Source organism: Empedobacter sp. UBA7620, assembly GCF_002484185.1.
GTDB classification, from domain to species: Bacteria; Bacteroidota; Bacteroidia; order Flavobacteriales; family Weeksellaceae; genus Empedobacter; species Empedobacter falsenii_C.
Genome location: NZ_DLJI01000020.1, coordinates 27,053 through 49,394, shown reverse-complemented (window position 1 = coordinate 49,394; position 22,342 = coordinate 27,053). Strand labels below are relative to the sequence as shown.

Below are 22,342 nucleotides of genomic sequence, written 5' to 3'. Positions count from 1 at the left end.
CCTCTTATAAAATTTATAAGAGGTTTTTCGAATTAATTCGAAAATATATTTTATACAATATAAGATAAATTATCTTTCGTATCTTTTTTCATTTTCGGTTCCAAAGCTAGCGATTTTATATAACCACCATCCAAGTAATGCGCATCCGATGAATGTAAATAACCATCCAAAGATAACACCAACTGGAGATAATAAGTTTTCAAAAGTCCATTTGAAAATATCACCAATCGCAAAAAATAAATCAGTTATAACTCCCATATTCTAGTTTATTGCTTAATTTGCATCAAAGTTAATAAAATGTTGGTTAATCTACTTGACAAAAGGAATTTTTTTATACAGATTTTTATCATTGTGTTGTTTACGTTGCTTGGAGTTACTAATTTTAACAGTATTGATCTGAGTAATTTAGAAAAATTAGGTGTAATCCTGACGATTTTGACGATTGCTTTTGTGGGGTATATCGACAATACGAATGATTTAATTTCGACTTCTTCCTATCCAACTTTTACTTACATTTTGTGGATAATGCCTTTTATTGCAGGTTTATCAGATTATAGAATTGCTGGAAGTTTGTTGCTTGTGACTTATGTAACAGTGCAATTACTCTATTTTGAGTCCGAAAAAAACGATACGTACAATGCTTTTGATATAGGCGTTTTTATGAGTTTTGCAATTTTATTAAGTCCGCCACTTATTTTCTTAGGAATTGTAGTTTTTACTTATTTCTTGACTTTAAGAGTTGTAGAACCAAAAATTCCTATTCTTGGTTTTCTAGGATTTATTCTTCCAATATTAATCGTTGCTCAAGTTAGTTTTCTGCTCGATTATTACTTTATGTTCGATTTTTATAAAGAACAATTGATGCTAACGATAGTGCATTTCGAATGGAAACAATTGTTTTTAATTCCAATTGCAATCATACTAGTTTATTCAATCGTTAATCATTTCAAGAATGTGAATAAATTGACAGCGCAAAAGAAACGAATCTTTTTGTTGATGCATTTTATGTTTGGAACAATGCTGATTACGTATATTCTTTACGGAGGGAATAATGATGCTTATCTTGCCTTTTTAGGTTTTAGCATTATGTTGATGTTAACAAGATATTTTAGCGAAAGCAAACCCAAAATAGAATGGCTAAAAGAGGCATTTCTTTGGGTTTTTATGATTTGCTTGCTAATCTATAATTTTTATGATAGAATCCCGAGATTCTTCTCCTTGATTACGGAGGTAAGTTTTTAATACGAATTCTTTTCCATCAAAAATACCATAAGTAAAGTAGTTAATCCAATCGCCAAGATTGATATGACGCGCTTTGCCTATCGCAATTTCCATTGGTAAATGTCGATGTCCATAAATTAGATAATCGTAGTATTTTCGATGCAATTGTTTGCGGCTATACATGATTAACCATTCATTGTCAACGCCCAAAAAATTAACATCTTCGTCACCCGAAATCATTTTATTTTTTCGCGAAGCTGTAATTCCCAACCACATTGCCAAATCCGGATGAAGTAGATAAAAAAGAAATTGACAAACTTTGTTTGTAAAAACCTTTTTCATGCGTTTGTAGCCTTTATCACCAGGACCTTTTCCATCGCCATGAACAATAAAAAATTCTTTCCCATTGATAATAAAATCCTGCTTATCTCGGAAAACAATCGCATTGATTTGTTCTTCCAAATAATCTTTCATCCATAAATCATGGTTTCCAACAAAGAAATAAATAGGAATTCTACGATCAGAAATTTCGGCTAATTTTCCTAAAATACGCACAAATCCTTTCGGAACAACGTGTTTATATTCGAACCAAAAATCGAATAAATCGCCAATTAAAAATAAAACACCACAATCGTCTTTTATTTCGTCAAGCCATTTTACAAACAATTTTTCACGCACCAAACTATCTTTTTCATTCGGAGCACCAAAGTGATGATCCGAAGAAAAATAGGCTTTTTTACCAGCTTCTAACTGAATGTTTATTGGTTGTCCTCCGCTAACCATTCTGCATAAGAATTTTCAGTTTCGTGTAATTTCAAAGCAACCAAATCGATATTCGTTGGTAAAAGAGGCTTGATTTTATCCACAATCCATAAAATCATATTTTCAGCAGACGGTTGATAATCTGTAAAAACAACATTGTGACCTTCTGCTAATAATTTTTCTCCTAATGTTTTGTGAGGCGAATTTTCGTTCAATAAAATTGCGTGATCAAAAAGATTAACAATTTCTTTGTTCACAATTTTTTTCAAATCGCCAAAATCCATCACCATTCCAAGTTTCACATCGTTTGTGTCTTCAGAAGGTGTTCCTTTCACAGTTACAAATAATTTGTACGAATGTCCATGTATATTTTTACACTTTCCGTCATAACCATGCAAAGCATGTGCAGTTTCGAACGTAAAAGCTTTTGTAAGTCGAATGATTTTCATTAAATTTAGTACTAAACTTTAATTTGCAAAGGTAATGGAAATCAAAACAATCGTAAATTCTTTGGTTGATTTATTTTTTCCGATGCGTTGTTTGGATTGTCAAGACGTCATTCAACCTTCGCAATTTCTGTGTGTTTCGTGCTCAACAAAACTCGTTTTTACGCATTTTAATTTTGATCAAAATAATCGTGCTTATGATAAATTGAGAAATTTTTGCGAGGTCGAAAATGCATTTTCTTTGTTAGAATTTAAACATCATAATACCACACAAGCCATTTTACATGAAATGAAATATAGAAACCGCCCAGAAATTGGAATTGATTTAGCACAATTGATTAAGTTTGATTTGAGTGATTATGACGGAATTATTCCGATTCCGTTGCATCCAAAACGATTGAAAACAAGAGGCTACAATCAAGTAGAAGATTTTGCGCGAACGTTGGCAGAAATCAACCAGATTAATTATTTTTCGGATGGATTAATCAGAACAAAATACAATTCATCTCAAGTAAATGAAGACAAAAAACATCGATTAGAAAATTTGAAAGATGCGTTTGAAATCAATCCAAATCTTAAACCAGGACATTATATTTTGATTGATGATGTGTTAACAACTGGCGCAACAATTGCATCAGCCATTAAAAAGTTTAATCTTTCAGAAAATTTTAAGATAAGTGTAATTACCATTGCTTGTGCTTAATAACAAGCTTTTTCTTAACTTGCGCCCATGAATAAGACGACACGTTTTTCGCTTTTGATGTTAACCATTTTGATGGTTATTTCTTGTGCAAGACAAGGTTCACCAACGGGAGGACCTAAAGATGAAACTCCGCCAGTTTTCCTAAAAGCTGATCCAGATACGTTGGCAACAAATGTAGATGTCAATTTGCAAGAGGCAATAATCAACTTTGATGAGTACATTCTTCTGAAAGAATACAGCAAAAATGTGGTTGTTTCGCCATCGTTTCAAATTCCACCAATTGTGACGCCGCAAGCTTTAGCGAAGAAAAACATTTCGATTAAATTTCAAGAACCATTGTTGCCAAATACGACATATAGTTTCAATTTTGGTGATGCGATTCAAGATTTTAATGAAAATAATAAGTTGTCAAACTTTCAATATGTTTTTTCGACAGGTAGTTTTATTGATTCGTTGAAGGTGACAGGTCGAGTAAATTCGTCTTATGATTTCAAATTGCCAGAGAAGATATTGGTCGGGCTATATAAAATAGATAGTACATACAAAGACAGCATTATTCTGCAAAAGAAACCATATTACATTGCTAGAGCCAATGATAAAGGAGAATATCAATTAAATTATTTGGCTTCGGGCAAATATAAATTGATTGCTTTTGAGGATAAGGTAGAAAATGTGATGTACGATTATGGGAAAGAGCGCTTGGCTTTTCATAACGAACCAATTGAGTTGAATGCAAATCAACAAATCAACTTGAATTTATTCAATCAAAAACCAGCTTATCGTAAACCTGAAGCGAGTTTTAAACAAGAAGGTTTAATTGTTTTTAAAACGACTGGCGCAACGGATGATGTTACGATAACACCGGTAGGAAAAGAATTTAAAACGGCTTATATTCAGAAGTTTCCAAAACAAGATTCGATTAACTTTTGGTTTAATCCAAAGGTGGATACAATTATAGGAAAAAGCGCTAAATTGAATTTCAAGGTTCAACATAAAGATCAAATAGATGAAGTAAGTGCATTATATTCAAAATCGAATACAGAACGAAAATTAGAATTTAAAGCATTAAATGATCAAAAATTAGCACCAAATAAACCATTTAAAATTCAGGCAAATGCGCCAATAAAATCATTGGATTTATCTAAAATTTATGTGTTTAAAGATACAGTTTCAATTCCATTCAAAGTTTCCATTGATACAGTGAATGCACAGAACTTGAATTTTGCTTTTGATAAAAATTTAGACGAAAAATTTGAAGTTAATATTTATCCAAATGCTTTGACAGATGTGTTAGGAGAGAAGAATGATACGCTTGCTTATCCAATAAAAATGGGAACGCGTGGCGATTTTGGACATTTGAAATTAACGCTTCAAAATACTCCAAGCAAACCATTTATCCTACAATTTCTAAAAACTGATAAAGACTTTACAGTAATTGAAGAATTATATAATCCAGCAAATAAAAACTATTTCGAATTTAATTTTATTGAACCGGGAGAATATTTATTCCGTTTATTGGTTGATGAAAATGAAAATGGAAAATGGGATACAGGCGATTACTTATCAGGTAAACAACCAGAACCAATTTATTTGTATCCAGAGCCAATCAAAATTAGAGCGATGTGGGATGCGACTGAAACATGGGTTTTAGGTGAGGCAAATCAACCCGTTTCTTTACCAAATGACGATAAAGATTCGGACAAAAATAGAATACGTCGAGGAGAATTGAAAGAAGGCGAGGAGCGCCAAAATCCACGAACAACAAATAAGAAATCAGAGGAATAGTTCTCTGATTTTTTTTTGATTCTAACTCTCTGGAGCCAAATATATAAAAGGTGAAAGAGGAATGTTTCTCAAAATAGAATAAATCAAAAGGAAGATTAAGAAATTTCGCGCAAAACTTGCAGGGAGATGTAATTTGCCTGACATTGGTTTGCCTAAAAAAATATTTCCAACAATAGCATAATACAATTGTACACAAATGTAAAGTGCAAAAGGCAAAATAAGATTGTAGCGTAACGATTGTAAAAAATGCCCGTGAACAAGCAAGGAAAGAGCACGTTGACCACCACAGCCAGGACACCATAAACCTATTATTTCATGAAACATACATTTGATAGAAAACGGATTTTGGTTGCTGTAATAACTATAAAAATAGACAATTACCAAAATGGGTAAAAGCGTTGCTAGTCCATAAACCAAAATCCGTTTTATCATATGATTAATTTCCGTTAGAGCTTTCTAAAATACTTTTATATTGCTCCATATAGGCATCCATACCTCCTGTAATTAACATCACAACATTGATAATAACACCAATTACGCCTAAACCAATTGCAACATAAGCTAATAATTTAGAATTCTTAGCTGCTTGTTCAGCACCTGTATAATCGCCAATATTGTGTTTTGTATTCACTTGATTTGCAAAAACAATTGCAATAATACCCACAATAGTACCGATGCAACAAGGAGAACAAAGCCCTAAAACAGTACTAATGATTGCTAAAACAAGGTTGTTTTCTTGTTTTGGTTTAATTTCTTCAAAAGAAGATTGTTGAGGTTGATTAAAATCTTGAGTAGATTGGTTAGAATAATCCATAATAATGTTTTTTTGTTTGAAATAAAAGTAAAAAAAAATACTGTTAATCAAAAAATTATATTTCCCAAGAAATATTTTCTTTGATAGGTGTATTTATATTTCCACTATATATAGCGTTTTCTATTTTTAATGATTTACTTACAACGGTATTACTTCCTACTATACAGCCATTTGCAATAGATAAACCTTTCAAAATTTGTACTTTATTACATATCCAAACGTTATCACCAACGTTTACTGCTTTATTAGGATTAATAAGAGACTTATCTTGATTATAAATTTTATGAAAATCTGTATCCATAATAAGAATATCCCATGATAATAAACAGTTATTGCCAAAACTAATGTTATTGTAACATACAATAGAAGATTCAGCAGTTATGTTAAAATTTTGACCAAATGTTAAACTACCACTTTTGCTCACTGAAATTTTAGAGCCGTGACCAATATTTGATCGACCAATAAAATTTATTATTCCCTTGTTTTCCCATATACCTTTTGATAATTTTCGATCAAAAATCAAAACATCTCCAAAACCAAGTTTTATTAATCCAAAAGGAGAATCAATTGGAATATTCACTTTACCATGTAAAGATTTTAGTCTAAAATTAGAGCTAATTATTACAGGGAATTTAATTGCTTGACTAAATTTAAAATAGACAAAATTGAAAATAATAGTTTTGATAAAACTAATTTTAAAAATATTCTTCATAAGTTATTGAAATAACATGCGATATAAATCTTCAACTTTAGAAATTCTAACGATTCGAATTCCAAAATCTGTATCTTTTATTTTATTGTATTTTGAAACAAAAATTGCATCAAAACCTAATTTTTCGGCTTCGGTAATGCGTTGTTCAACACGATTTACAGCTCTTATTTCTCCACTCAAACCAACTTCTCCTGCAAAACAACAATTATCTGGAACAGCAGAATCTTCGCTCGATGAAAGAATTGCCACAATAACAGCCAAATCAATTGCAGGATCATCCACTCGAATTCCGCCTGTAATATTCAAGAAAACATCTTTCATATTCAGTCTGAACCCAGCACGTTTTTCTAAAACTGCCAACAACATATTCAATCGTTTGGCATCAAAACCAGTCGCCGTACGTTGCGGAGTTCCATAAACCGCCGTAGAAACCAAAGCTTGAATTTCAATTAACATCGGGCGAACACCTTCCAAAGTTGCTGCAATTGCATTTCCGCTCAATAATTCATCTTTCTTTGTAATTAATACTTCAGATGGATTTGTCACTTCGCGCAAACCAGCACCTTGCATTTCGTAAATTCCAATTTCTGCAGTTGAGCCAAAACGGTTTTTATTTGCACGTAAAATTCGGTAAATATGGTTGCGATCACCTTCAAATTGTAACACAACATCTACCATATGCTCCAAAATTTTTGGACCAGCAATTACACCTTCTTTTGTAATATGACCAATTAAAATAATCGGTGTGTTAGTTTCTTTTGCGTATTGAATTAGCTCAAAAGTTGTTTCTCGAATTTGAGAAATACTTCCTGGAGACGATTCTACATAAGTTGTTTGAAGTGTTTGAACAGAATCGACAACAATCAGTTGAGGTTGAATTTCTTTGGCGTGAGCAAATATTTTTTGCGTATTGGTTTCAGGTAAAATAAAACATTGATCCGATTCAATTCCAATTCGTTCAGCACGAAGTTTTACTTGTGAAACAGATTCTTCTCCAGATACATATAAGATTTTAATCGTATCTAACTTTAAGGCTACTTGCAACATTAATGTGGATTTTCCAACCCCAGGTTCTCCACCAACCAAAATCACTGATCCAGGAACAATTCCACCACCTAAAACTCGGTCTAATTCTTGGTTTTTTGTCGAAATTCTTATTTCTCCTAATGGATTTATTTCTCGGATATTCAGTGCAAAAGTTTTCTCTTTTTTATCCGATTTATCTTTCCACGATTTTTTTTCGTCGCCTTTGTCCACAATTTCTTCAACAATGGTATTCCATTCGCCACAACTTTTGCATTGTCCCATCCATTGCGAGGTTTGCGTGCCACAGTTTTGGCAGAAATATGTAGTTTTTGTTTTAGCCATAGTTTCAAATTTAGACAAAAATAATCTTTTATCGCGACAAGATATGGAGTTATAAGTGTGAAAAATTTTAATACAACAACTAAAAAACGTTAACGATAATTTACTTTTTTAACAAATTATCAACTTTAGATAAAGTTGAGTTAAATATTGATTTTCAATTGTTTTCTCGATTATTTTTAATCATATTTTAAAATGCCAATGAAAAGAACTTTACTTCTTAGCTTTTTTTATATTTTTTGTATTTCTGCCTATGCTCAAAGTACTTTAATTACAGGAAAAATTATTGTGGATGATGCAGATGAAGTTATTGATTTGGAAGGAACTTTGATTGAAAACTTAACGACAAAAGCCAAAACAAAAGCGAATAATGTTGGCTTATTTTCGATAAATGTGAATTTGAATGATGAATTGTTAATCAAACATACGGGAATTGAAGAAAGAAGATTAAAAGTTTCTGAAAGCACGATTACGAAAGGTTTTGTGATGATTCACGTAAATATTGAAGTAATTGAATTGAAGGAAGCGAATATCTCGAAATTGGATAAAAATTCGCTCAAAAATTTGGGAAAAGAAAAATCATTTCAAGAAAAATTGAATGATGAAGCAGGTTTTACTTCTCTAGAATTTAAAGCGGAACTGAATCTTAAACATGATGAGGAAAGAGTGAATAGAACGATTAAACAAGTTGGTGGAGTTAATTTGCTTGGGTTGTTAAATGTGTTTAAAAGTCCAAAAAAGCGAATGAAAAATCCTGTTCCGATAAAAGTTGTGAAAGAAGATCAATTGTCGGCGTTACATAAATTTTTTACGACCTATTATTTTGTGAATGATTTGAAAATTCCTGAAGGAAAAATAAACGAGTTTTTGGATTATTGTTATTCAAATTTTGATTTTCCCAAATTGTTGCGAGATAATAATTTTGATGAAATTCTTTTTATAATTGAGGAACAAGCACCAATTTATTTAGCAAAAATGAAGAAAAATGAGTAGAATAAAATACATTATATTATTGAATTTGTTGAGCGTTTTTACATTTGCGCAGACGACTTTGATTACCGGAAAAGTGGTGATTGATGATGGAATTGCTGGGCAAGATGTGGTGGACAATATTTTGGTGACAAATGAATCGACGAATGCGAAAGCGTTTACAAATGCGAGTGGAATGTTTTCGATTAAGGCGTCTGTTGGAGATGAATTGATTTTTACGCACGATTTTTATATCGAACGAAAAATCAAAATTACATCGGATATTTTAGCAAAAGGAATGCTGACGATTCACTTGAATATTGAAACAATTGAACTTGCTGAAGCGAGAATTAATACGTTAGACAAAAACTTTAAGAACAATATCAAGCTCAAATATGACCAAGTTGATGAAATGTACAAACAGTTGAATTTGGGAATTGATCCTAATTTGCGTTTCAGAAAAATTGATCCTAATGCTACATCAAATATTGGAAGTTTTGGATTATTGAATCCTGCGGCATGGATTACTGCAATTTCAGGTCAACGGAAGCGAGAAAAAAGACAGTACGAATATTTCAAAAAAGAAGATAGAATAAAAGATTTGGAGAATTATTTTACCCCAAATTATTTCATTGAAACGTTGAATATTCCAGAAAATAAAGTCAGTGAATATGTAAAGTATTGTTATATTAATTTTGAATTAGACAAATTGGTCACAGCAAATAATTACGACAAAATAACTCAGATTCTAGAGGAACAAGCACCGATTTATTTGTCAAAAATCCAAAAGAATGAATAAAATTTTATACGTTATAATTTTTGGTTTGATAAGCACTTTTTCTTTTGCGCAAAAAACTTTGATTACTGGAAAAGTGGTCATTGATGATGGCGTTGTTGGGCAAGATGCTGTGGATCATATTTTAATTTTGAATGAAATGACTAATGCCAGAGTTTTGACAAACGAAAATGGAATGTTTTCGATCAAAGCATCAGTTGGAGATGAATTGGTGATTACACATGATTTTTATATCGACCGAAAAATCAAAATTACATCGGATATTTTAGCAAAAGGAATGCTGATGATTCACTTGAATATTGAAACGATTGAACTAGCTGAAGCGCGAATTAATACATTAGACAAAAATTTTAAGAATAACATCAAGTTAGAACACGGAAAAGTAGATGAATTGTATGATAATTTGAATTTGGGTTTTGATCCAAATTTGCGCTTCCGAAAGATAAATCCTAACATGACTTCTACAATTAATAATAACGGGTTGTTGGATCCTTCTTTGTGGATAGCATCTATTTCTGGGCAAAAGAAAAAAGATAAAAAACAAAACGAGTATTTCAAAAAGGTAGATAAAATCAAAGATTTAGAGAATTATTTCACTTCAAATTATTTCATCGAAAGTTTAAATATTCCAGAAAATAAAGTCACCGATTATGTGCGATATTGTTATGCGAATTTTGAATTGGAGAAACTCGTAAAAGAAAACAAATACGATAAAATCACAGAAATTTTAGAGGAACAAGCACCTAAATATTTGGAAATGATAAAGAAATAAAATGTATATTTAATAAAAACTTATTCGCTATGGAATTACTTTTTGTACTGTTAGTCAATCTTATTTTCTTTATAATTATGAAAATATTTTATAAAATAAATCCTTGGGAAATCAATAAAATGGTAAAACTTTGGAATCGTAGCTTTGGAGGTATGTAACTATTGTGTAGAATCTCGTCGAATTCGTGCGATTTTGTAAATAGCAATCAATCCAAAACTAATCATTGATACAACTTGAGCTATATAAAGGATTAATCCAAAATAATCTCCAATTGCTCGTCCTTCGTGCTGATCTCCGCCTTTTGCTAAATAAACTGCCGAAAATGCAATCGACATAATATACGGATAAGCCAAACCGCCCGAAACAGGTAAAATCATTCCTAGAGATCCTGCAATCAATAGGAATAAACCTTCTGGTATTCCAAAATTTTTGGTGTCCGGAAAAGCGAAGAAAACAAGAAAAGTCATTAAAAAATAACAAATCCAAAGTGCGAAAGAATAAAAAATGAATAAACCTCTTTTTTCTAATTTTGAGATTGATTTTATTCCTTCCCAAAGTCCAAATAGAAACGTTTTAATCTTTTCAAAAAACTTTAATTGACTAATCTTTTTCCAGAAAATAGCAATTAATCCAATTCCTAAAACAAGAACTCCAATTGCGATGTAATATTTTAAGAAAGAAGGTTCTGTTGTTGGTTGGTGTGCCTTTTCTTTGTTTCCTAATTCAACAAATTTGATGAATGTTTCGTAATTGAAAATAAGTGTTAAACCGAAAAATAATCCCAAAAATAAAACGTCAATTACACGTTCTAAAACTACTGTTCCGAAAGATTTCTCAAACGGCACTTTTTCCATTTTATAGAAACTTGTTGCACGAGCAACTTCACCACTTCGAGGAATGGTCAAATTCATAAAATATGCAAATGCAATAGCCCAAAAACCAGATGAGGTTTGTGTGTTGTAGCCCATCGGTTTTAGAAGAAGATTCCAACGAGCGGCGCGTATCCAATACGTAAGAATACTGATTGCCATAGATGCAAAAATCCAAAAATAATTGGTTTGTTTTAAAACTTTTGCAACTCGTTCGAAATCAATTTGCTTCACTGTTACCACGACAAAAAAAACGGCTAACAATGAAGCAATGATTAAGAAGAGCGATTGTTTGATCTTACTCTTCATATAAATTATTGAAAATTAATTTCTTAATCTAAACGATTGTTCTCGTTAGGGAAAACAATTGTTGGTTCGTAGGTTTTGGCTTCCTCAAATTCCATCATCGCATACGTGATTAAAATGACAGTATCACCTACTTGTACTTTACGTGCCGCTGGTCCATTCAAACAAATTTCTCCACTTCCACGTTTTCCTTTAATAATGTAAGTTTCAAAACGTTCTCCGTTTTCTTGAACCACAATTTGAATTTTTTGACCAACTACCATATTTGCAGCATCTATCAAATCTTCATCGATTGTAATACTTCCGATGTAGTTTAATTTTGCGTCTGTTACCTTAACTCTATGTATTTTAGAGTGAAATACTTCTATCATCATAATTTTGCAAAGTTACACTGAACTTATAAATTTCAAAACCCGTTCCAATATTTTTCGATTGGAGTAAAGGATTTGTTATATTTTATTAAAACTGAATATTATCGATTAAACGTACATCGCCTGCATAAGCAACGACAAATCCACGAATATGTTTGGCATCAGAAAAATGTTCGATAGACAATAACGTTTCTTCATCTGTGATTTCAAAATATTCTAATTCGAAAGGAGAATTTTTGAATTCATTTTCGACGAAAGCTTTTACATCAGCAACATCTTTTCCTTCATTTTTTAGCTTTACAGCTTGTGATAAAATCGAATAAATTTGAGGTGCATCTGAAGTTTGTTGTGTTGATAAACGTGCATTTCTTGAACTAAAAGCTAAACCAGAATTTGCTCTGTGAATTGGCATTGGAACAATTTCGACATCTAAATTCTCTTGTTTTACCATTTCTTGGATGATACGAATTTGCTGAAAATCTTTTTCTCCAAAATATGCTCTTGTTGGTTGAACTGCTTTGAATAATTTGCAAACAATTGTAGCCACTCCATCAAAATGTCCAGGGCGAGAAGCGCCTTCCATCACTTGGTCTATTGTACCAAAATCGTAGTGTTTTGCACCTTCATTTGCTTCATATAGATCCTCAACAGTAGGCATATAGACAAAATCGCAACCATTTTTCATTAACAATTCTTTATCATTTTCCTCAGTTCGAGGATATTTTGCTAAATCTTCTGGATTATTAAATTGTGTCGGATTGACAAAAATGCTGACGATTGTGTAGTCGTTTTGAGCTTTAGAAGCTTTGACCAAAGACATGTGACCTTCGTGTAAAGCGCCCATTGTAGGGATAAAGCCAATGGTTTTGTTTTGGTTTTTTAACTCGACGATTGCGGGAGTTAATTTTTCCTTTTCGTTAAATATAACCATAACACTGATTTGTTAAAAAAAAACTAATATCTCGCAAAGCTACTATAAGCAAATAATATATCAACATTTTTTTGTAAATTTGTGCCTTATTATTCATTAGGAAAAGAGAGTAGAAATTATGGAAGGAAAGCGCATATTGTATGTAACAACAGAAATGGTACCTTACTTTCCTGAAAATCCGATGTCTTCACAAGCATTAGATTTGCCAAAAATCATGCAAAGTAGTGGCGCAGATGTAAGAATCTTTATGCCAAGATTTGGAGCAATTAACGAAAGAAGACACCAATTACACGAAGTAATACGACTTTCAGGTATGAACATGATTATTAATGATTTGGATCAACCATTAATCATTAAAGTCGCTTCTGTTCCAGGAGAAAGACTACAAGTGTATTTTATTGATAACGAAGAATATTTCAAACGTAAAGAAGTTTATGGAGAAGATAATGGATTATTTTCTGATAACGACGAGCGTTCTATTTTCTTCGCAAAAGGAGTTTTAGAGACAGTAAAAAAATTAAACTGGAAACCAGATGTTGTTCACGTAATGGGTTGGATGTCTAGTTTAGTACCATTGTATCTAAAAAAATATTATTCTGACGATCCTTTCTTTCAAGATGCGAAAGTTGTTGTTTCTTTATTTGACAACGGATTTGAAGGAGAATTAGATAACGAATTAGTTAAAAAATTAGCTTTTGATAAGGTAGAAGCTGATGTACAAACATATTTAGAAAAACCTACACATTTGGGTATGATTCAAGCTTCTTTACAATATGCAGATGCAGTTGCGAAAGGAGAAGAGATGATTCCAGAAGATGTGAAAAACTATATCAACCAACAAAATATTCCTCTATTAGACTATTGTTCTAAAGAACAAGCAAAAGAAGTTTACAATAACTTCTATCTTGAGGAAGTAATGAACTCTAATTAAAATCTGTTTAGATTAATGAAAAAATTTTTGAATGTCCTTTCTGTGTCTGTTGCAATGATGATTGGAATGGGAGCAATTGTTTCGTGTGAGAATGAAACACTAGGATTAGATAACAATGTGATTAGAGGTGAGGCAGAAGGAAATGTAAAATCCTTAGATGTTATTGCTTTTAATGCAAATTTTGATACGCTTCGTACAGATAAATTTGTACTTCAAAATGGAGCTTTTGGTGTGTACAACGAACCAATTTTTGGTTCTACATCCTCTAAGTTTTATACACAAATTAGACCTTCGTCTATTGGTGATCAGGATTTTGGAACAGAACCTAAAGTAGATTCTGTGAATTTGGTAATTCCAGTTTATTACAACACGACTAAAGATCCAATTTCTAAAGATACGATCAATCTTTCTAAACCAGGAGAGAAACCAAAAGATACAGATACAATCCAAATTACAACAAAGTATGCAGTAGATTCTTTGTATGGTAATAAGGATTTGACAATGACGTTGAAAATTAAAGACATTAATACGGTTTTATACAAAGACACAAAATATTTTTCAACATTAAGTGGACTTGAGACGCCAATTTCTGTTAATTCAAGAGTAATTGGAAAAGCTACAATCGGAAAAACAGTAACAGGAAAAGTTGTTAAACAAAAAACTGGAACTTCTAATATTTCTGAGGTTGTTCCTGGTTACAAAGTTTCTTTAGATCCAGATTATTTTGACGAAAAAATTATTAAAAATGCTAAAACAGGATTACTTTCTGATTACGCAACATTTATTCGTGAAAATATCAAAGGTTTAGAGTTTTCTGTAGAAGAATCAAATGGATTTATTGTCAATTTTAATCCAAATAAAATTGACTTGAATATGTATTATTCTAAAAAGAATCCAACTGAAAAAAAAGATACTGATACTGATTATAAAGAACGTGTAAGTGTTACTTATGCTTTTGATATGACAAATCAGTGGAATTCTGGTACTGCAAATAATGCAAATATTATTGCTTCTCAAATTGTGAACAATGCAGTAGGTTCAACTTATTCTACAATCAAACCTGATGAAGTGAATGGTGATGCAAGATTGTATTTAAGCGGAATGAGTGGGAATTATGCAAAATTAAGAATCAATCAAACGCAATTAGATGAATTAAAATCTGAGATGACAAAAAGTAACATTGTGATTCTTGGTGCAAAATTAAAATTCTATATTGATGGTTCTACAGGTTTCCCAAAACCACCTTATTTAGTTGCTTGGAATAATTACAAAAAAGATGATAAAGTTATAAATGAATTGTATGCAGACGTTTTAGAATTCTATAATGCATATCCTACATCAGTTCACTTTAATCCTATTGTAAAAGGAGATACTGATTATTATACAATTGATATCACGAAACATCTAAAAAGCATGTTAGAGAAAGGAAATGAGTTTAAAGATCAAACGATGTTTATTACAATGGGTAATTTTATAACATCTGTTAGTTATGCAACAACTATTAATAGTACAAATCCTTATCAAAATAATAGAGCTTATAATCCATACAGAATTGTTTTACATGGAAATAATTCGGAAGTAGCGGATAAAAAATTGAAATTATTGGTATATTACTCTCAAAAATAGGGCGTATTATATTTAACGAATTTAACTAAAATACTATAAAATATTATGTGTGGAATTGTAGGATATATTGGACATCGCGAAGCGTACCCAATTATTATTAATGGACTAAAAAGACTAGAATATCGTGGATATGATAGTGCAGGTTTAGTTCTTTCTACTGGTACCGATTTTGAATTGGTAAAAACAAAAGGAAAAGTTTCAGATTTAGAAGATAAATCAGCAAATTTAGATAAAACACCTCATTTAGGAATTGGGCATACACGTTGGGCAACACATGGTGTTCCAAATGATGTAAACTCTCATCCTCATATGTCTAATAATGGACGTTTGGTATTGGTTCATAACGGAATTATTGAAAATTATGAATCAATCAAACAATTATTAAAAGACAAAGGGTACGTTTTTCATAGTGATACAGATACAGAAGTTTTAGTAAACTTTATTCAATTATTTCAAGAAGAACAAAACTTAAATTTAACTGATGCAGTTCGTTTAGCTTTGAATGAAGTGATTGGAGCTTATGCAATTGCAGTTTTAGACAAAGAAGAAGCAAATACAATTGTTGTAGGACGTTTAGGTTCTCCATTGGCAATTGGTATTGGAGAAAACGAATTTTTTGTAGCTTCTGATGCTTCTCCGTTTATCGAGTTTACAAAAGATGCGGTTTATTTGGAAGATGGTGACATGGCAACAATTACTTTAGACAAAGAAGTTGATGTACGCACAATCCAAAATAACGAAGCGGTTTCTTTAGATGTTCAAGAGTTACAATTAAATATCGAAGCGATTGAAAAAGGTGGTTACGAGCATTTCATGTTAAAAGAAATCAACGAACAACCTCGTTCTATTCGTGATACAATGCGTGGACGTTTATTAGTAGACGAAGGCGTTATCAAAATGGCTGGTATTTGGGATCATCAAGAAAAATTCTTGAATGCAAAACGTATCATCATTGTTGCATGTGGAACTTCTTATCATGCAGGTTTAGTTGCAGAATATATGATCGAAGATTTCGCTCGTATTCCTGTAGAAGTAGAATATGCATCAGAGTTCCGTTACCGTAATCCAATCATCAATAAACACGATGTCGTGATTGCAATTTCTCAATCTGGAGAAACAGCAGATACATTGGCAGCACTTAAATTAGCAAAAGAGGCTGGAGCATTTATCTTCGGAATTAATAATGTTGTAGGTTCTTCTATTGCTCGTATTACAGATGCAGGTGCTTATACACACGCAGGACCAGAAATTGGTGTTGCATCAACAAAAGCATTTACAGCTCAGTTAACAATTTTAGCATTGATTGCCTTAAAATTAGGTAAACACAATGGAGAATTATCAACAGAAAAATTCACGTTGTTAACACGCGAATTAGAGCGTATTCCAGATTTAGTTCAACAAATTTTAGACAACTGTGAAGGTGTTGTTGATCAAATCGCAGAAAAATACAAAGACAACAGAAATGCAATTTATTTAGGACGTGGATATAACTATCCATCGGCTTTAGAAGGAGCATTAAAATTGAAAGAAATTTCATATATCCACGCAGAAGGTTATCCAGCAGCAGAAATGAAGCACGGACCAATCGCCTTATTGGACGAAAATATGCCAGTTATTGTTATTGCAACGAAAAAAGGTTATTACGAAAAAGTAGTTTCTAATATTCAAGAAATTAAATCTCGTAGCGCTAAAGTAATTGCAATCGTTAATGATGGTGACGAGCAAGTAACTGCTATGGCAGATGATTACGTGGTAATCCCAGAAACAGCAGAAGAATTCTCTCCAATCTTAACAGCTATTCCATTACAATTATTATCATATTGGATTGCCGTTAAATTAGGTAAGAATGTAGATCAGCCTCGTAACTTGGCAAAATCTGTTACTGTAGAGTAAAAATTATTACAGAGTTAATATATTTAAGGGATGATGTTTTAAAATCATCCCTTTTTCATTTATAAGTTTAAATTAATTATTAATTTCACAAAAAATAACATCATGTTTACAGGAATCGTAGAAGGAGTAGGAAAGCTTATTAAAGCGGAGAAAGATCAATCTAATTTACATTTATGGATTGAGGCTGATTTTTGTGATGAATTAAAAATTGATCAAAGTGTTGCACATAATGGAGTTTGTTTAACAGTTGTTGATTTCAAAGATGGGCTTTACAAAGTCACTGCTATAGAGGAAACGCTACAAAAAACAAATTTTAACACATTAAAAAACGGTGATTTAATCAATTTAGAACGATGTTTGCAATTCAATGGTCGTATCGATGGTCACATTGTGCAGGGTCATGTAGATCAAACCGGAAAAATTGTTTCGATAGAAAACCAAAATGGTAGCTTTTTTGTTACAGTAGAATATGATGAAGCATCGTCTGGAAATGTTACAGTAGAAAAAGGTTCGATTTGTCTTAACGGAATTAGTTTAACAGTTGTTGACAGTAAAGTAGGGCAGTTTTCGGTTGCAATTATTCCATATACTTGGGAGTTTACAAACCTTAATCAAGTGAAAGTTGGCGATACAATGAATTTAGAATTTGATATCTTAGGAAAATACGTCAAAAGATTATTCCAAAAATAAAATGATTAGAAAAAAAAATAACCTATCGCTACCCGTTCGTATTATCATTTATATGGTAACGATTTTGTTATTTACAGCAGGAGCTATCTTGCTGATTACTGCCAATCATTTCAATGCACAAACTAAACAATATCACGAAGATATTCTCAAACGAAAAGTTAGAGCGGTAGAATCTGCGATAGATTATGAAATGGATAATTACCCTGGGATAGCAAGCAAAGATAATATTCATGACATTTTAGAAGATGGTTTTCTTCGCATTGCTGATATCAATAAAACCGATATTGTAATTTATGATTTGCGTGGTAATAAAATTTTAACCACACAGCCAGTTTCAACGACTTATGATGTTTTACCTCAGAAAATATTAGACCAACTACAAAAATCAAATGATTTTATTGTAACCAATAAAGATACGGCTTACGATAACAATGTTTATTCGTCTTATAGTCATATCAAAAATTATTACAACGAAAATATTGCTGTTCTCTGTCTACCTTATCAATCTAACCAAGATTTTTTACAACAAGACATGTTTACATTAATTGGTAGTTATGGATTGGCTTTTGGAGTTATTCTTTTGTTTGGAACATTTGCGGTCTATTTTGTTACTAAACGTACGCTTAATAAACTTTGGTCGTTTGCAGATCGTATTCGCGAAACAGAAGTTATTGTAAACAATATGCCGATTCGTTACGATGGTAACGATGAAATAAAGGTTCTGGTAGATTCTTATAATGATATGTTGTACCGATTGCGGGAACAATCAGATTTGTTGGCTAAACAAGAACGTGAAGAAGCCTGGAGAGATTTTGCAAAACAAGTGGCGCATGAAATCAAAAATCCATTAACACCAATGCGATTAATGATTCAGAATTATATGCGAAAATTTGATATCAATGATCCGAATCTTGAAGAAAAGACGATGCGAACAACTAATATTTTATTGCAACAAATTGATACCATCTCTGCGATAGCCGAAGCTTTTTCAGATTTTGCTAAAATGCCTTCTCGTAAAGACGAAAAAATAGATGTGGTTGATGTTATCAAAAATACCCTTTTTGTATTTCCGATGGAATTTATAGAATTTAATTATTCGCCTAACATCATCATGATGCGTTTTGATAAACAATATATGAATCGAATTATTACCAATATTACTAAGAATGCGTTTCAATCTATTCCACAATCTCGTACAGCAAAAGTGAGAGTAGATGTGGCGTTAGTTAAAGATTTTCTTCATATCACCATTCAAGATAATGGGAATGGAATTCCTATCGAATCACAAGATTCTATTTTTGTTCCGAAATTTACAACAAAGAATAGTGGAATGGGAATTGGTTTGCCAATGGTGAAAAAAATTATTGACGATTATGACGGATCAATTCGTTTCGAAACCGAAATTTCTGTCGGTACAACATTCTACATTTTGATTCCTTACAATGAATAGAAAACCTTTTCGATTCAAACAATTCGAAATTTTTCAAGATAAAACCGCAATGAAAGTAGGCACAGATGGTGTTTTACTTGGCGCTTGGGCTGATTTAAAAAGTGGAAATACTATTTTAGACATTGGTACAGGAACTGGATTAATTTCGTTGATGTTAGCGCAACGTTTTCCTCTTTCTATGATTGAGGCAATAGAAATTGATAACGATGCTTTTTTACAAGCAAAAGAAAATTTCGAGAATGCATCTTTTTCAGATCGATTAACCATTTTTAATTCATCGCTTCAAGATTATTCAACCAATAAAAAATATGATTTGATTGTCAGTAATCCACCTTTTTTTGTGGTGAATGATACGGTTGATTTTGATGCGCGTAAACAAGCACGCCAGCAAGAAACCTTGACTTTCGAAGAATTAATAAAAAAAACTGCCGAATTACTACAAAAAGACGGATTAGCGAGTTTTATAATTCCATACGATCAAATGGGTGATTTTTGTATGATAACGGCTCAAAACGCTTTAAAATTATCTAGAGTTGTTTATATCAAAGGGAATTCGACAACGGTTACAAAACGTGTGTTGTTAGAATTTAGTTTTCATGAAAAAGATATACAAGAAAAAGAATTAATTATCGAAGTCGATCGTCATCAATACACAGAAGATTATATCGATTTAACAAAAGACTTTTACTTGAAAATGTAATTTTCATCAAAGACGAAAAACTATGAGTAAACTACTGATTTTTTATCAAATAATCATCAATTTCTATGTGTCTATGTGGAAAATTATTCAAAGTATAAAAACATAAAAAAAACCGAGCAATTTGCTCGGTTTTGTATTTATTTCTGATTTTCAAAATGAGTTAAAAACTCATTCTCAACCTCAATCTTAACCTTAAATAGTTGGTCCACCAGCTAATAAATCAGCAGTTGCAAACTCTTCAAATTTCTTGAAGTTCGCTTTGAATTTATCTGCTAATTCTTTCGCATTTGCTTCGTATGCTGCTGTAGAATCAAAAGAAGTCGCTGGACTTAATTTTTCTGAAGCAACACCTTCGATTGCAACTGGAACTTCAAATCCGAAATAAGGATCTTTTTTGAATTCAGCGTTGTTCAAATCTCCGTTTAAAGCTGCATTGATAACTGCACGTGTATCTTTTAAAGACATACGCTCTTTTTTACCATTCCAACCTGTATTGATTAACCAAACATTTACACCAGTTTTCTCAACTTTATCGCTCAACATTTCAGCATATTTAGTTGGATGTAACGGCATGAATGGCGCACCAAAACATGTAGAAAATGTAGTTTGAGGCTCTGTAACACCAGCTTCTGTACCAGCAACTTTAGATGTATATCCTGAGATAAATAAGTAAGCCGCTTGATCTGGGTTTAATTTTGCAATTGGAGGGAAAACTCCGTAAGCATCAAACGATAAGAAGAAAATATTTTTAGGATTCTTTCCTACAGAAGGAACTGCAATATTTTCGATATAATCAATTGGATAAGAAACACGTGTGTTTTCTGTGATAGATGTATCTGTAAAATCAACCTCGTTAGTTCCTGGAATTAATTTACAGTTTTCTAATAAAGCTCCGTCTTTGATTGCTGCAAAAATTTCTGGCTCACCTTCTGGAGATAAGTTGATAACTTTTGCGTAACAACCACCTTCAAAATTGAAAACCGTATTGTCTTCTGTCCATCCGTGTTCGTCATCACCAATCAAACGTCTGTTTTTGTCTGCTGATAAAGTTGTTTTTCCTGTTCCAGATAAACCAAAGAACATTGCTGTATCTCCATTTTCACCAGAGTTTGCAGAACAGTGCATTGGTAAAGTATTTCTGAATACTGGCATGATGAAGTTTAAGGCAGAGAAAATACCCTTTTTCATTTCTCCTGTATAACCAGTTCCTCCGTTTAAAACAATTTTACGTTTAAAATTTAAGATAGAGAAATTGTGTTGTCTTGTACCATCTTCATTAGCATCTGCAACAAAAGTTGGCGCATTGATAATTGTCCATTCAGCATCACCAAAGTTTTTTAATTCTTCCTCCGTTGGACGAATAAACATGTTATAGATAAATAAATTAGCAGCAGGAGTTTCTGTAATTGCTCTAATTTTTGTTTTGTATGCATCGTCAGCACAAGCAAAAGCATCACGTACATAAATTTCGCGGTTGCTTAAATGCTCAACAACTTTATCGTATAAAGCGTCAAATTTATCAGAATCGAAAGGAATATTGATGTTTCCATCCCACCAAACGTTTTCTGCAGTGATTTCGTCTTTAACAATAAAACGATCTTTAGGAGAACGTCCTGTAAATTCTCCGGTTAACATATTTACTGCTCCAGAAGATGTAATTTCTCCCTGTCCTAATTCTATCATTTTCTCTGTAAGCTCTTCAGGAGATAATTGATAGTTAATTTTGGAATTTTTTATTCCGTAAGATGCCAATTCTATGCTCATTTTTGTGATTTTTAAAGTATTTTTAAAATTTTAAAGGTAAAAACTTTGTACAAAGTTACAATAAAAAGAAGCGTGAAAAATTTGACTTATGTCATTCACTTAAACGTTTTCGTGCATGTTTATTCACCATATATTTCCAAGTTCTTATGCGTGCATATAAAAAAAAGCTTGTATTTAATATAAGTTTTATATTTTTGCACTAGTTTACAACAATTAAAATTAGAAAATTATGTCTGACATTACATCAAGAGTGAAAGCGATTATCGTAGATAAATTAGGAGTTGACGAAAGCGAAGTTACGCTAGAAGCAAGTTTCACTAACGATTTAGGAGCTGATTCATTAGACACAGTAGAATTAATCATGGAATTCGAAAAAGAATTTGATATCCAAATTCCAGACGATCAAGCAGAAAAAATTTCAACTGTAGGTCAAGCTGTAACATACATCGAAGACTTAAACAAGTAA

The 22,342-nt window shown here is 31.9% G+C and carries 24 protein-coding genes; 13 read left to right on the top strand and 11 right to left on the bottom strand.

The window, feature by feature from the left end; all coding sequences use genetic code 11:
• Window positions 1-69: 69 nt before the first annotated feature.
• Window positions 70-258, bottom strand: a complete 189-nt coding sequence (locus tag B2217_RS03605) for a hypothetical protein (protein ID WP_038336022.1) — start codon at window positions 256-258, stop codon at window positions 70-72.
• A gap of 39 nt (window positions 259-297) precedes the next feature.
• Between B2217_RS03605 and B2217_RS03600 the strand changes: the two genes are divergently transcribed.
• Complete coding sequence (locus B2217_RS03600) at window positions 298-1,242, top strand: DUF6427 family protein (protein ID WP_038336021.1); 945 nt, start codon at window positions 298-300, stop codon at window positions 1,240-1,242.
• Here the strand turns inward: B2217_RS03600 and B2217_RS03595 are convergent.
• Window positions 1,177-2,004 carry a UDP-2,3-diacylglucosamine diphosphatase gene (locus B2217_RS03595; RefSeq protein WP_052217843.1) on the bottom strand — a complete coding sequence of 276 codons (828 nt, stop codon included), beginning with the start codon at window positions 2,002-2,004 and terminating at the stop codon, window positions 1,177-1,179. The two genes, B2217_RS03600 and B2217_RS03595, sit on opposite strands and share 66 nt — an antisense overlap.
• Window positions 1,980-2,432 (bottom strand): 6-carboxytetrahydropterin synthase QueD, encoded by a 453-nt coding sequence (gene queD / locus B2217_RS03590; protein ID WP_180905560.1) that lies wholly within the window; start codon window positions 2,430-2,432, stop codon window positions 1,980-1,982. Before queD ends, B2217_RS03595 begins: the two co-directional genes overlap by 25 nt.
• 34 nt (window positions 2,433-2,466) lie before the next feature.
• On the opposite strand from queD, the gene B2217_RS03585 reads away from it, so the two are divergent.
• On the top strand, window positions 2,467-3,132 hold the full coding sequence (locus B2217_RS03585) for a ComF family protein (RefSeq protein WP_038336020.1): 666 nt from the start codon (window positions 2,467-2,469) through the stop codon (window positions 3,130-3,132).
• A gap of 27 nt (window positions 3,133-3,159) precedes the next feature.
• A complete protein-coding gene (locus B2217_RS03580) occupies window positions 3,160-4,917 on the top strand; it encodes an Ig-like domain-containing protein (protein ID WP_038336019.1) in 1,758 nt (585 codons plus the stop codon).
• A gap of 21 nt (window positions 4,918-4,938) precedes the next feature.
• On the opposite strand, the gene B2217_RS03575 is transcribed toward B2217_RS03580, so the two are convergent.
• The 4 genes from B2217_RS03575 to radA are packed head-to-tail and all read right to left on the bottom strand — an operon-like array spanning window position 4,939 to window position 7,811.
• A complete protein-coding gene (locus B2217_RS03575) occupies window positions 4,939-5,349 on the bottom strand; it encodes a DUF2752 domain-containing protein (protein WP_084106918.1) in 411 nt (136 codons plus the stop codon).
• Window positions 5,350-5,353: 4 nt separating this feature from the next.
• Entirely contained in the window at window positions 5,354-5,731 is a 378-nt protein-coding gene (locus B2217_RS03570; protein WP_038336018.1) for a CD225/dispanin family protein, read from the bottom strand.
• A 55-nt stretch (window positions 5,732-5,786) separates the two neighbouring features.
• Complete coding sequence (locus B2217_RS03565) at window positions 5,787-6,443, bottom strand: acyltransferase (protein WP_038336017.1); 657 nt, start codon at window positions 6,441-6,443, stop codon at window positions 5,787-5,789.
• Between the two features lie 3 nt (window positions 6,444-6,446).
• On the bottom strand, window positions 6,447-7,811 hold the full coding sequence (gene radA, locus B2217_RS03560) for a DNA repair protein RadA (protein WP_038336016.1): 1,365 nt from the start codon (window positions 7,809-7,811) through the stop codon (window positions 6,447-6,449).
• A gap of 198 nt (window positions 7,812-8,009) precedes the next feature.
• Here radA and B2217_RS03555 point away from each other — a divergent pair, with 198 nt between their 5' ends.
• From B2217_RS03555 to B2217_RS03545, 3 genes are read left to right on the top strand one after another with little or no spacing between them, the layout of a single operon-like run.
• On the top strand, window positions 8,010-8,801 hold the full coding sequence (locus B2217_RS03555) for a hypothetical protein (protein ID WP_180905561.1): 792 nt from the start codon (window positions 8,010-8,012) through the stop codon (window positions 8,799-8,801).
• Window positions 8,794-9,576: a hypothetical protein gene (locus B2217_RS03550; protein ID WP_180905562.1), complete on the top strand. Its 783-nt coding sequence runs from the start codon at window positions 8,794-8,796 to the stop codon at window positions 9,574-9,576. Before B2217_RS03555 ends, B2217_RS03550 begins: the two co-directional genes overlap by 8 nt.
• On the top strand, window positions 9,569-10,345 hold the full coding sequence (locus B2217_RS03545; RefSeq protein ID WP_180905563.1) for a hypothetical protein: 777 nt from the start codon (window positions 9,569-9,571) through the stop codon (window positions 10,343-10,345). The genes B2217_RS03550 and B2217_RS03545 overlap by 8 nt, the downstream gene beginning before the upstream one ends.
• A gap of 158 nt (window positions 10,346-10,503) precedes the next feature.
• On the opposite strand, the gene B2217_RS03540 is transcribed toward B2217_RS03545, so the two are convergent.
• The 3 genes from B2217_RS03540 to panC all read right to left on the bottom strand — a co-directional run bounded on the left by B2217_RS03540 (window position 10,504) and on the right by panC (window position 12,822).
• On the bottom strand, window positions 10,504-11,523 hold the full coding sequence (locus tag B2217_RS03540; protein ID WP_180905564.1) for a lysylphosphatidylglycerol synthase transmembrane domain-containing protein: 1,020 nt from the start codon (window positions 11,521-11,523) through the stop codon (window positions 10,504-10,506).
• A 23-nt stretch (window positions 11,524-11,546) separates the two neighbouring features.
• Complete coding sequence (gene panD / locus B2217_RS03535) at window positions 11,547-11,894, bottom strand: aspartate 1-decarboxylase (protein WP_180905565.1); 348 nt, start codon at window positions 11,892-11,894, stop codon at window positions 11,547-11,549.
• 85 nt (window positions 11,895-11,979) lie between these two features.
• On the bottom strand, window positions 11,980-12,822 hold the full coding sequence (gene panC, locus B2217_RS03530) for a pantoate--beta-alanine ligase (RefSeq protein ID WP_291122105.1): 843 nt from the start codon (window positions 12,820-12,822) through the stop codon (window positions 11,980-11,982).
• A gap of 118 nt (window positions 12,823-12,940) precedes the next feature.
• Between panC and B2217_RS03525 the strand changes: the two genes are divergently transcribed.
• The 6 genes from B2217_RS03525 to B2217_RS03500 all read left to right on the top strand — a co-directional run bounded on the left by B2217_RS03525 (window position 12,941) and on the right by B2217_RS03500 (window position 20,112).
• On the top strand, window positions 12,941-13,753 hold the full coding sequence (locus B2217_RS03525) for a glycogen/starch synthase (RefSeq protein ID WP_038336009.1): 813 nt from the start codon (window positions 12,941-12,943) through the stop codon (window positions 13,751-13,753).
• Window positions 13,754-13,768: 15 nt separating this feature from the next.
• Window positions 13,769-15,379, top strand: coding sequence for a DUF4270 family protein (locus B2217_RS03520; RefSeq protein ID WP_038336008.1), 1,611 nt, complete (start codon window positions 13,769-13,771; stop codon window positions 15,377-15,379).
• A gap of 45 nt (window positions 15,380-15,424) precedes the next feature.
• The gene (gene glmS / locus B2217_RS03515; protein ID WP_180905567.1) at window positions 15,425-17,272 is read left to right on the top strand and encodes a glutamine--fructose-6-phosphate transaminase (isomerizing); all 1,848 of its coding nucleotides are present in this window, start codon (window positions 15,425-15,427) and stop codon (window positions 17,270-17,272) included.
• Between the two features lie 102 nt (window positions 17,273-17,374).
• A complete protein-coding gene (locus tag B2217_RS03510; protein ID WP_180905568.1) occupies window positions 17,375-17,962 on the top strand; it encodes a riboflavin synthase in 588 nt (195 codons plus the stop codon).
• Between the two features lies 1 nt (window position 17,963).
• Complete coding sequence (locus B2217_RS03505) at window positions 17,964-19,412, top strand: ATP-binding protein (RefSeq protein WP_244957987.1); 1,449 nt, start codon at window positions 17,964-17,966, stop codon at window positions 19,410-19,412.
• A 49-nt stretch (window positions 19,413-19,461) separates the two neighbouring features.
• Window positions 19,462-20,112, top strand: coding sequence for a tRNA1(Val) (adenine(37)-N6)-methyltransferase (locus B2217_RS03500; protein ID WP_286476102.1), 651 nt, complete (start codon window positions 19,462-19,464; stop codon window positions 20,110-20,112).
• A 192-nt stretch (window positions 20,113-20,304) separates the two neighbouring features.
• On the opposite strand, the gene pckA is transcribed toward B2217_RS03500, so the two are convergent.
• Window positions 20,305-21,876, bottom strand: a complete 1,572-nt coding sequence (gene pckA, locus B2217_RS03495) for a phosphoenolpyruvate carboxykinase (ATP) (RefSeq protein ID WP_291122104.1) — start codon at window positions 21,874-21,876, stop codon at window positions 20,305-20,307.
• A gap of 229 nt (window positions 21,877-22,105) precedes the next feature.
• On the opposite strand from pckA, the gene B2217_RS03490 reads away from it, so the two are divergent.
• Window positions 22,106-22,342 (top strand): acyl carrier protein, encoded by a 237-nt coding sequence (locus tag B2217_RS03490; RefSeq protein ID WP_038336002.1) that lies wholly within the window; start codon window positions 22,106-22,108, stop codon window positions 22,340-22,342.

Bases quoted from the DNA above. Each gene is read 5' to 3' on its own strand.
- B2217_RS03605 (WP_038336022.1), bottom strand. From the start codon at position 258: ATGGGAGTTATAACTGATTTATTTTTTGCGATTGGTGATATTTTCAAA.
- B2217_RS03600 (WP_038336021.1), top strand. From the start codon at position 298: ATGTTGGTTAATCTACTTGACAAAAGGAATTTTTTTATACAGATTTTT.
- B2217_RS03595 (WP_052217843.1), bottom strand. From the start codon at position 2,004: ATGGTTAGCGGAGGACAACCAATAAACATTCAGTTAGAAGCTGGTAAA.
- queD (WP_180905560.1), bottom strand. From the start codon at position 2,432: ATGAAAATCATTCGACTTACAAAAGCTTTTACGTTCGAAACTGCACAT.
- B2217_RS03585 (WP_038336020.1), top strand. From the start codon at position 2,467: ATGGAAATCAAAACAATCGTAAATTCTTTGGTTGATTTATTTTTTCCG.
- B2217_RS03580 (WP_038336019.1), top strand. From the start codon at position 3,160: ATGAATAAGACGACACGTTTTTCGCTTTTGATGTTAACCATTTTGATG.
- B2217_RS03575 (WP_084106918.1), bottom strand. From the start codon at position 5,349: ATGATAAAACGGATTTTGGTTTATGGACTAGCAACGCTTTTACCCATT.
- B2217_RS03570 (WP_038336018.1), bottom strand. From the start codon at position 5,731: ATGGATTATTCTAACCAATCTACTCAAGATTTTAATCAACCTCAACAA.
- B2217_RS03565 (WP_038336017.1), bottom strand. From the start codon at position 6,443: ATGAAGAATATTTTTAAAATTAGTTTTATCAAAACTATTATTTTCAAT.
- radA (WP_038336016.1), bottom strand. From the start codon at position 7,811: ATGGCTAAAACAAAAACTACATATTTCTGCCAAAACTGTGGCACGCAA.
- B2217_RS03555 (WP_180905561.1), top strand. From the start codon at position 8,010: ATGAAAAGAACTTTACTTCTTAGCTTTTTTTATATTTTTTGTATTTCT.
- B2217_RS03550 (WP_180905562.1), top strand. From the start codon at position 8,794: ATGAGTAGAATAAAATACATTATATTATTGAATTTGTTGAGCGTTTTT.
- B2217_RS03545 (WP_180905563.1), top strand. From the start codon at position 9,569: ATGAATAAAATTTTATACGTTATAATTTTTGGTTTGATAAGCACTTTT.
- B2217_RS03540 (WP_180905564.1), bottom strand. From the start codon at position 11,523: ATGAAGAGTAAGATCAAACAATCGCTCTTCTTAATCATTGCTTCATTG.
- panD (WP_180905565.1), bottom strand. From the start codon at position 11,894: ATGATGATAGAAGTATTTCACTCTAAAATACATAGAGTTAAGGTAACA.
- panC (WP_291122105.1), bottom strand. From the start codon at position 12,822: ATGGTTATATTTAACGAAAAGGAAAAATTAACTCCCGCAATCGTCGAG.
- B2217_RS03525 (WP_038336009.1), top strand. From the start codon at position 12,941: ATGGAAGGAAAGCGCATATTGTATGTAACAACAGAAATGGTACCTTAC.
- B2217_RS03520 (WP_038336008.1), top strand. From the start codon at position 13,769: ATGAAAAAATTTTTGAATGTCCTTTCTGTGTCTGTTGCAATGATGATT.
- glmS (WP_180905567.1), top strand. From the start codon at position 15,425: ATGTGTGGAATTGTAGGATATATTGGACATCGCGAAGCGTACCCAATT.
- B2217_RS03510 (WP_180905568.1), top strand. From the start codon at position 17,375: ATGTTTACAGGAATCGTAGAAGGAGTAGGAAAGCTTATTAAAGCGGAG.
- B2217_RS03505 (WP_244957987.1), top strand. From the start codon at position 17,964: ATGATTAGAAAAAAAAATAACCTATCGCTACCCGTTCGTATTATCATT.
- B2217_RS03500 (WP_286476102.1), top strand. From the start codon at position 19,462: ATGAAAGTAGGCACAGATGGTGTTTTACTTGGCGCTTGGGCTGATTTA.
- pckA (WP_291122104.1), bottom strand. From the start codon at position 21,876: ATGAGCATAGAATTGGCATCTTACGGAATAAAAAATTCCAAAATTAAC.
- B2217_RS03490 (WP_038336002.1), top strand. From the start codon at position 22,106: ATGTCTGACATTACATCAAGAGTGAAAGCGATTATCGTAGATAAATTA.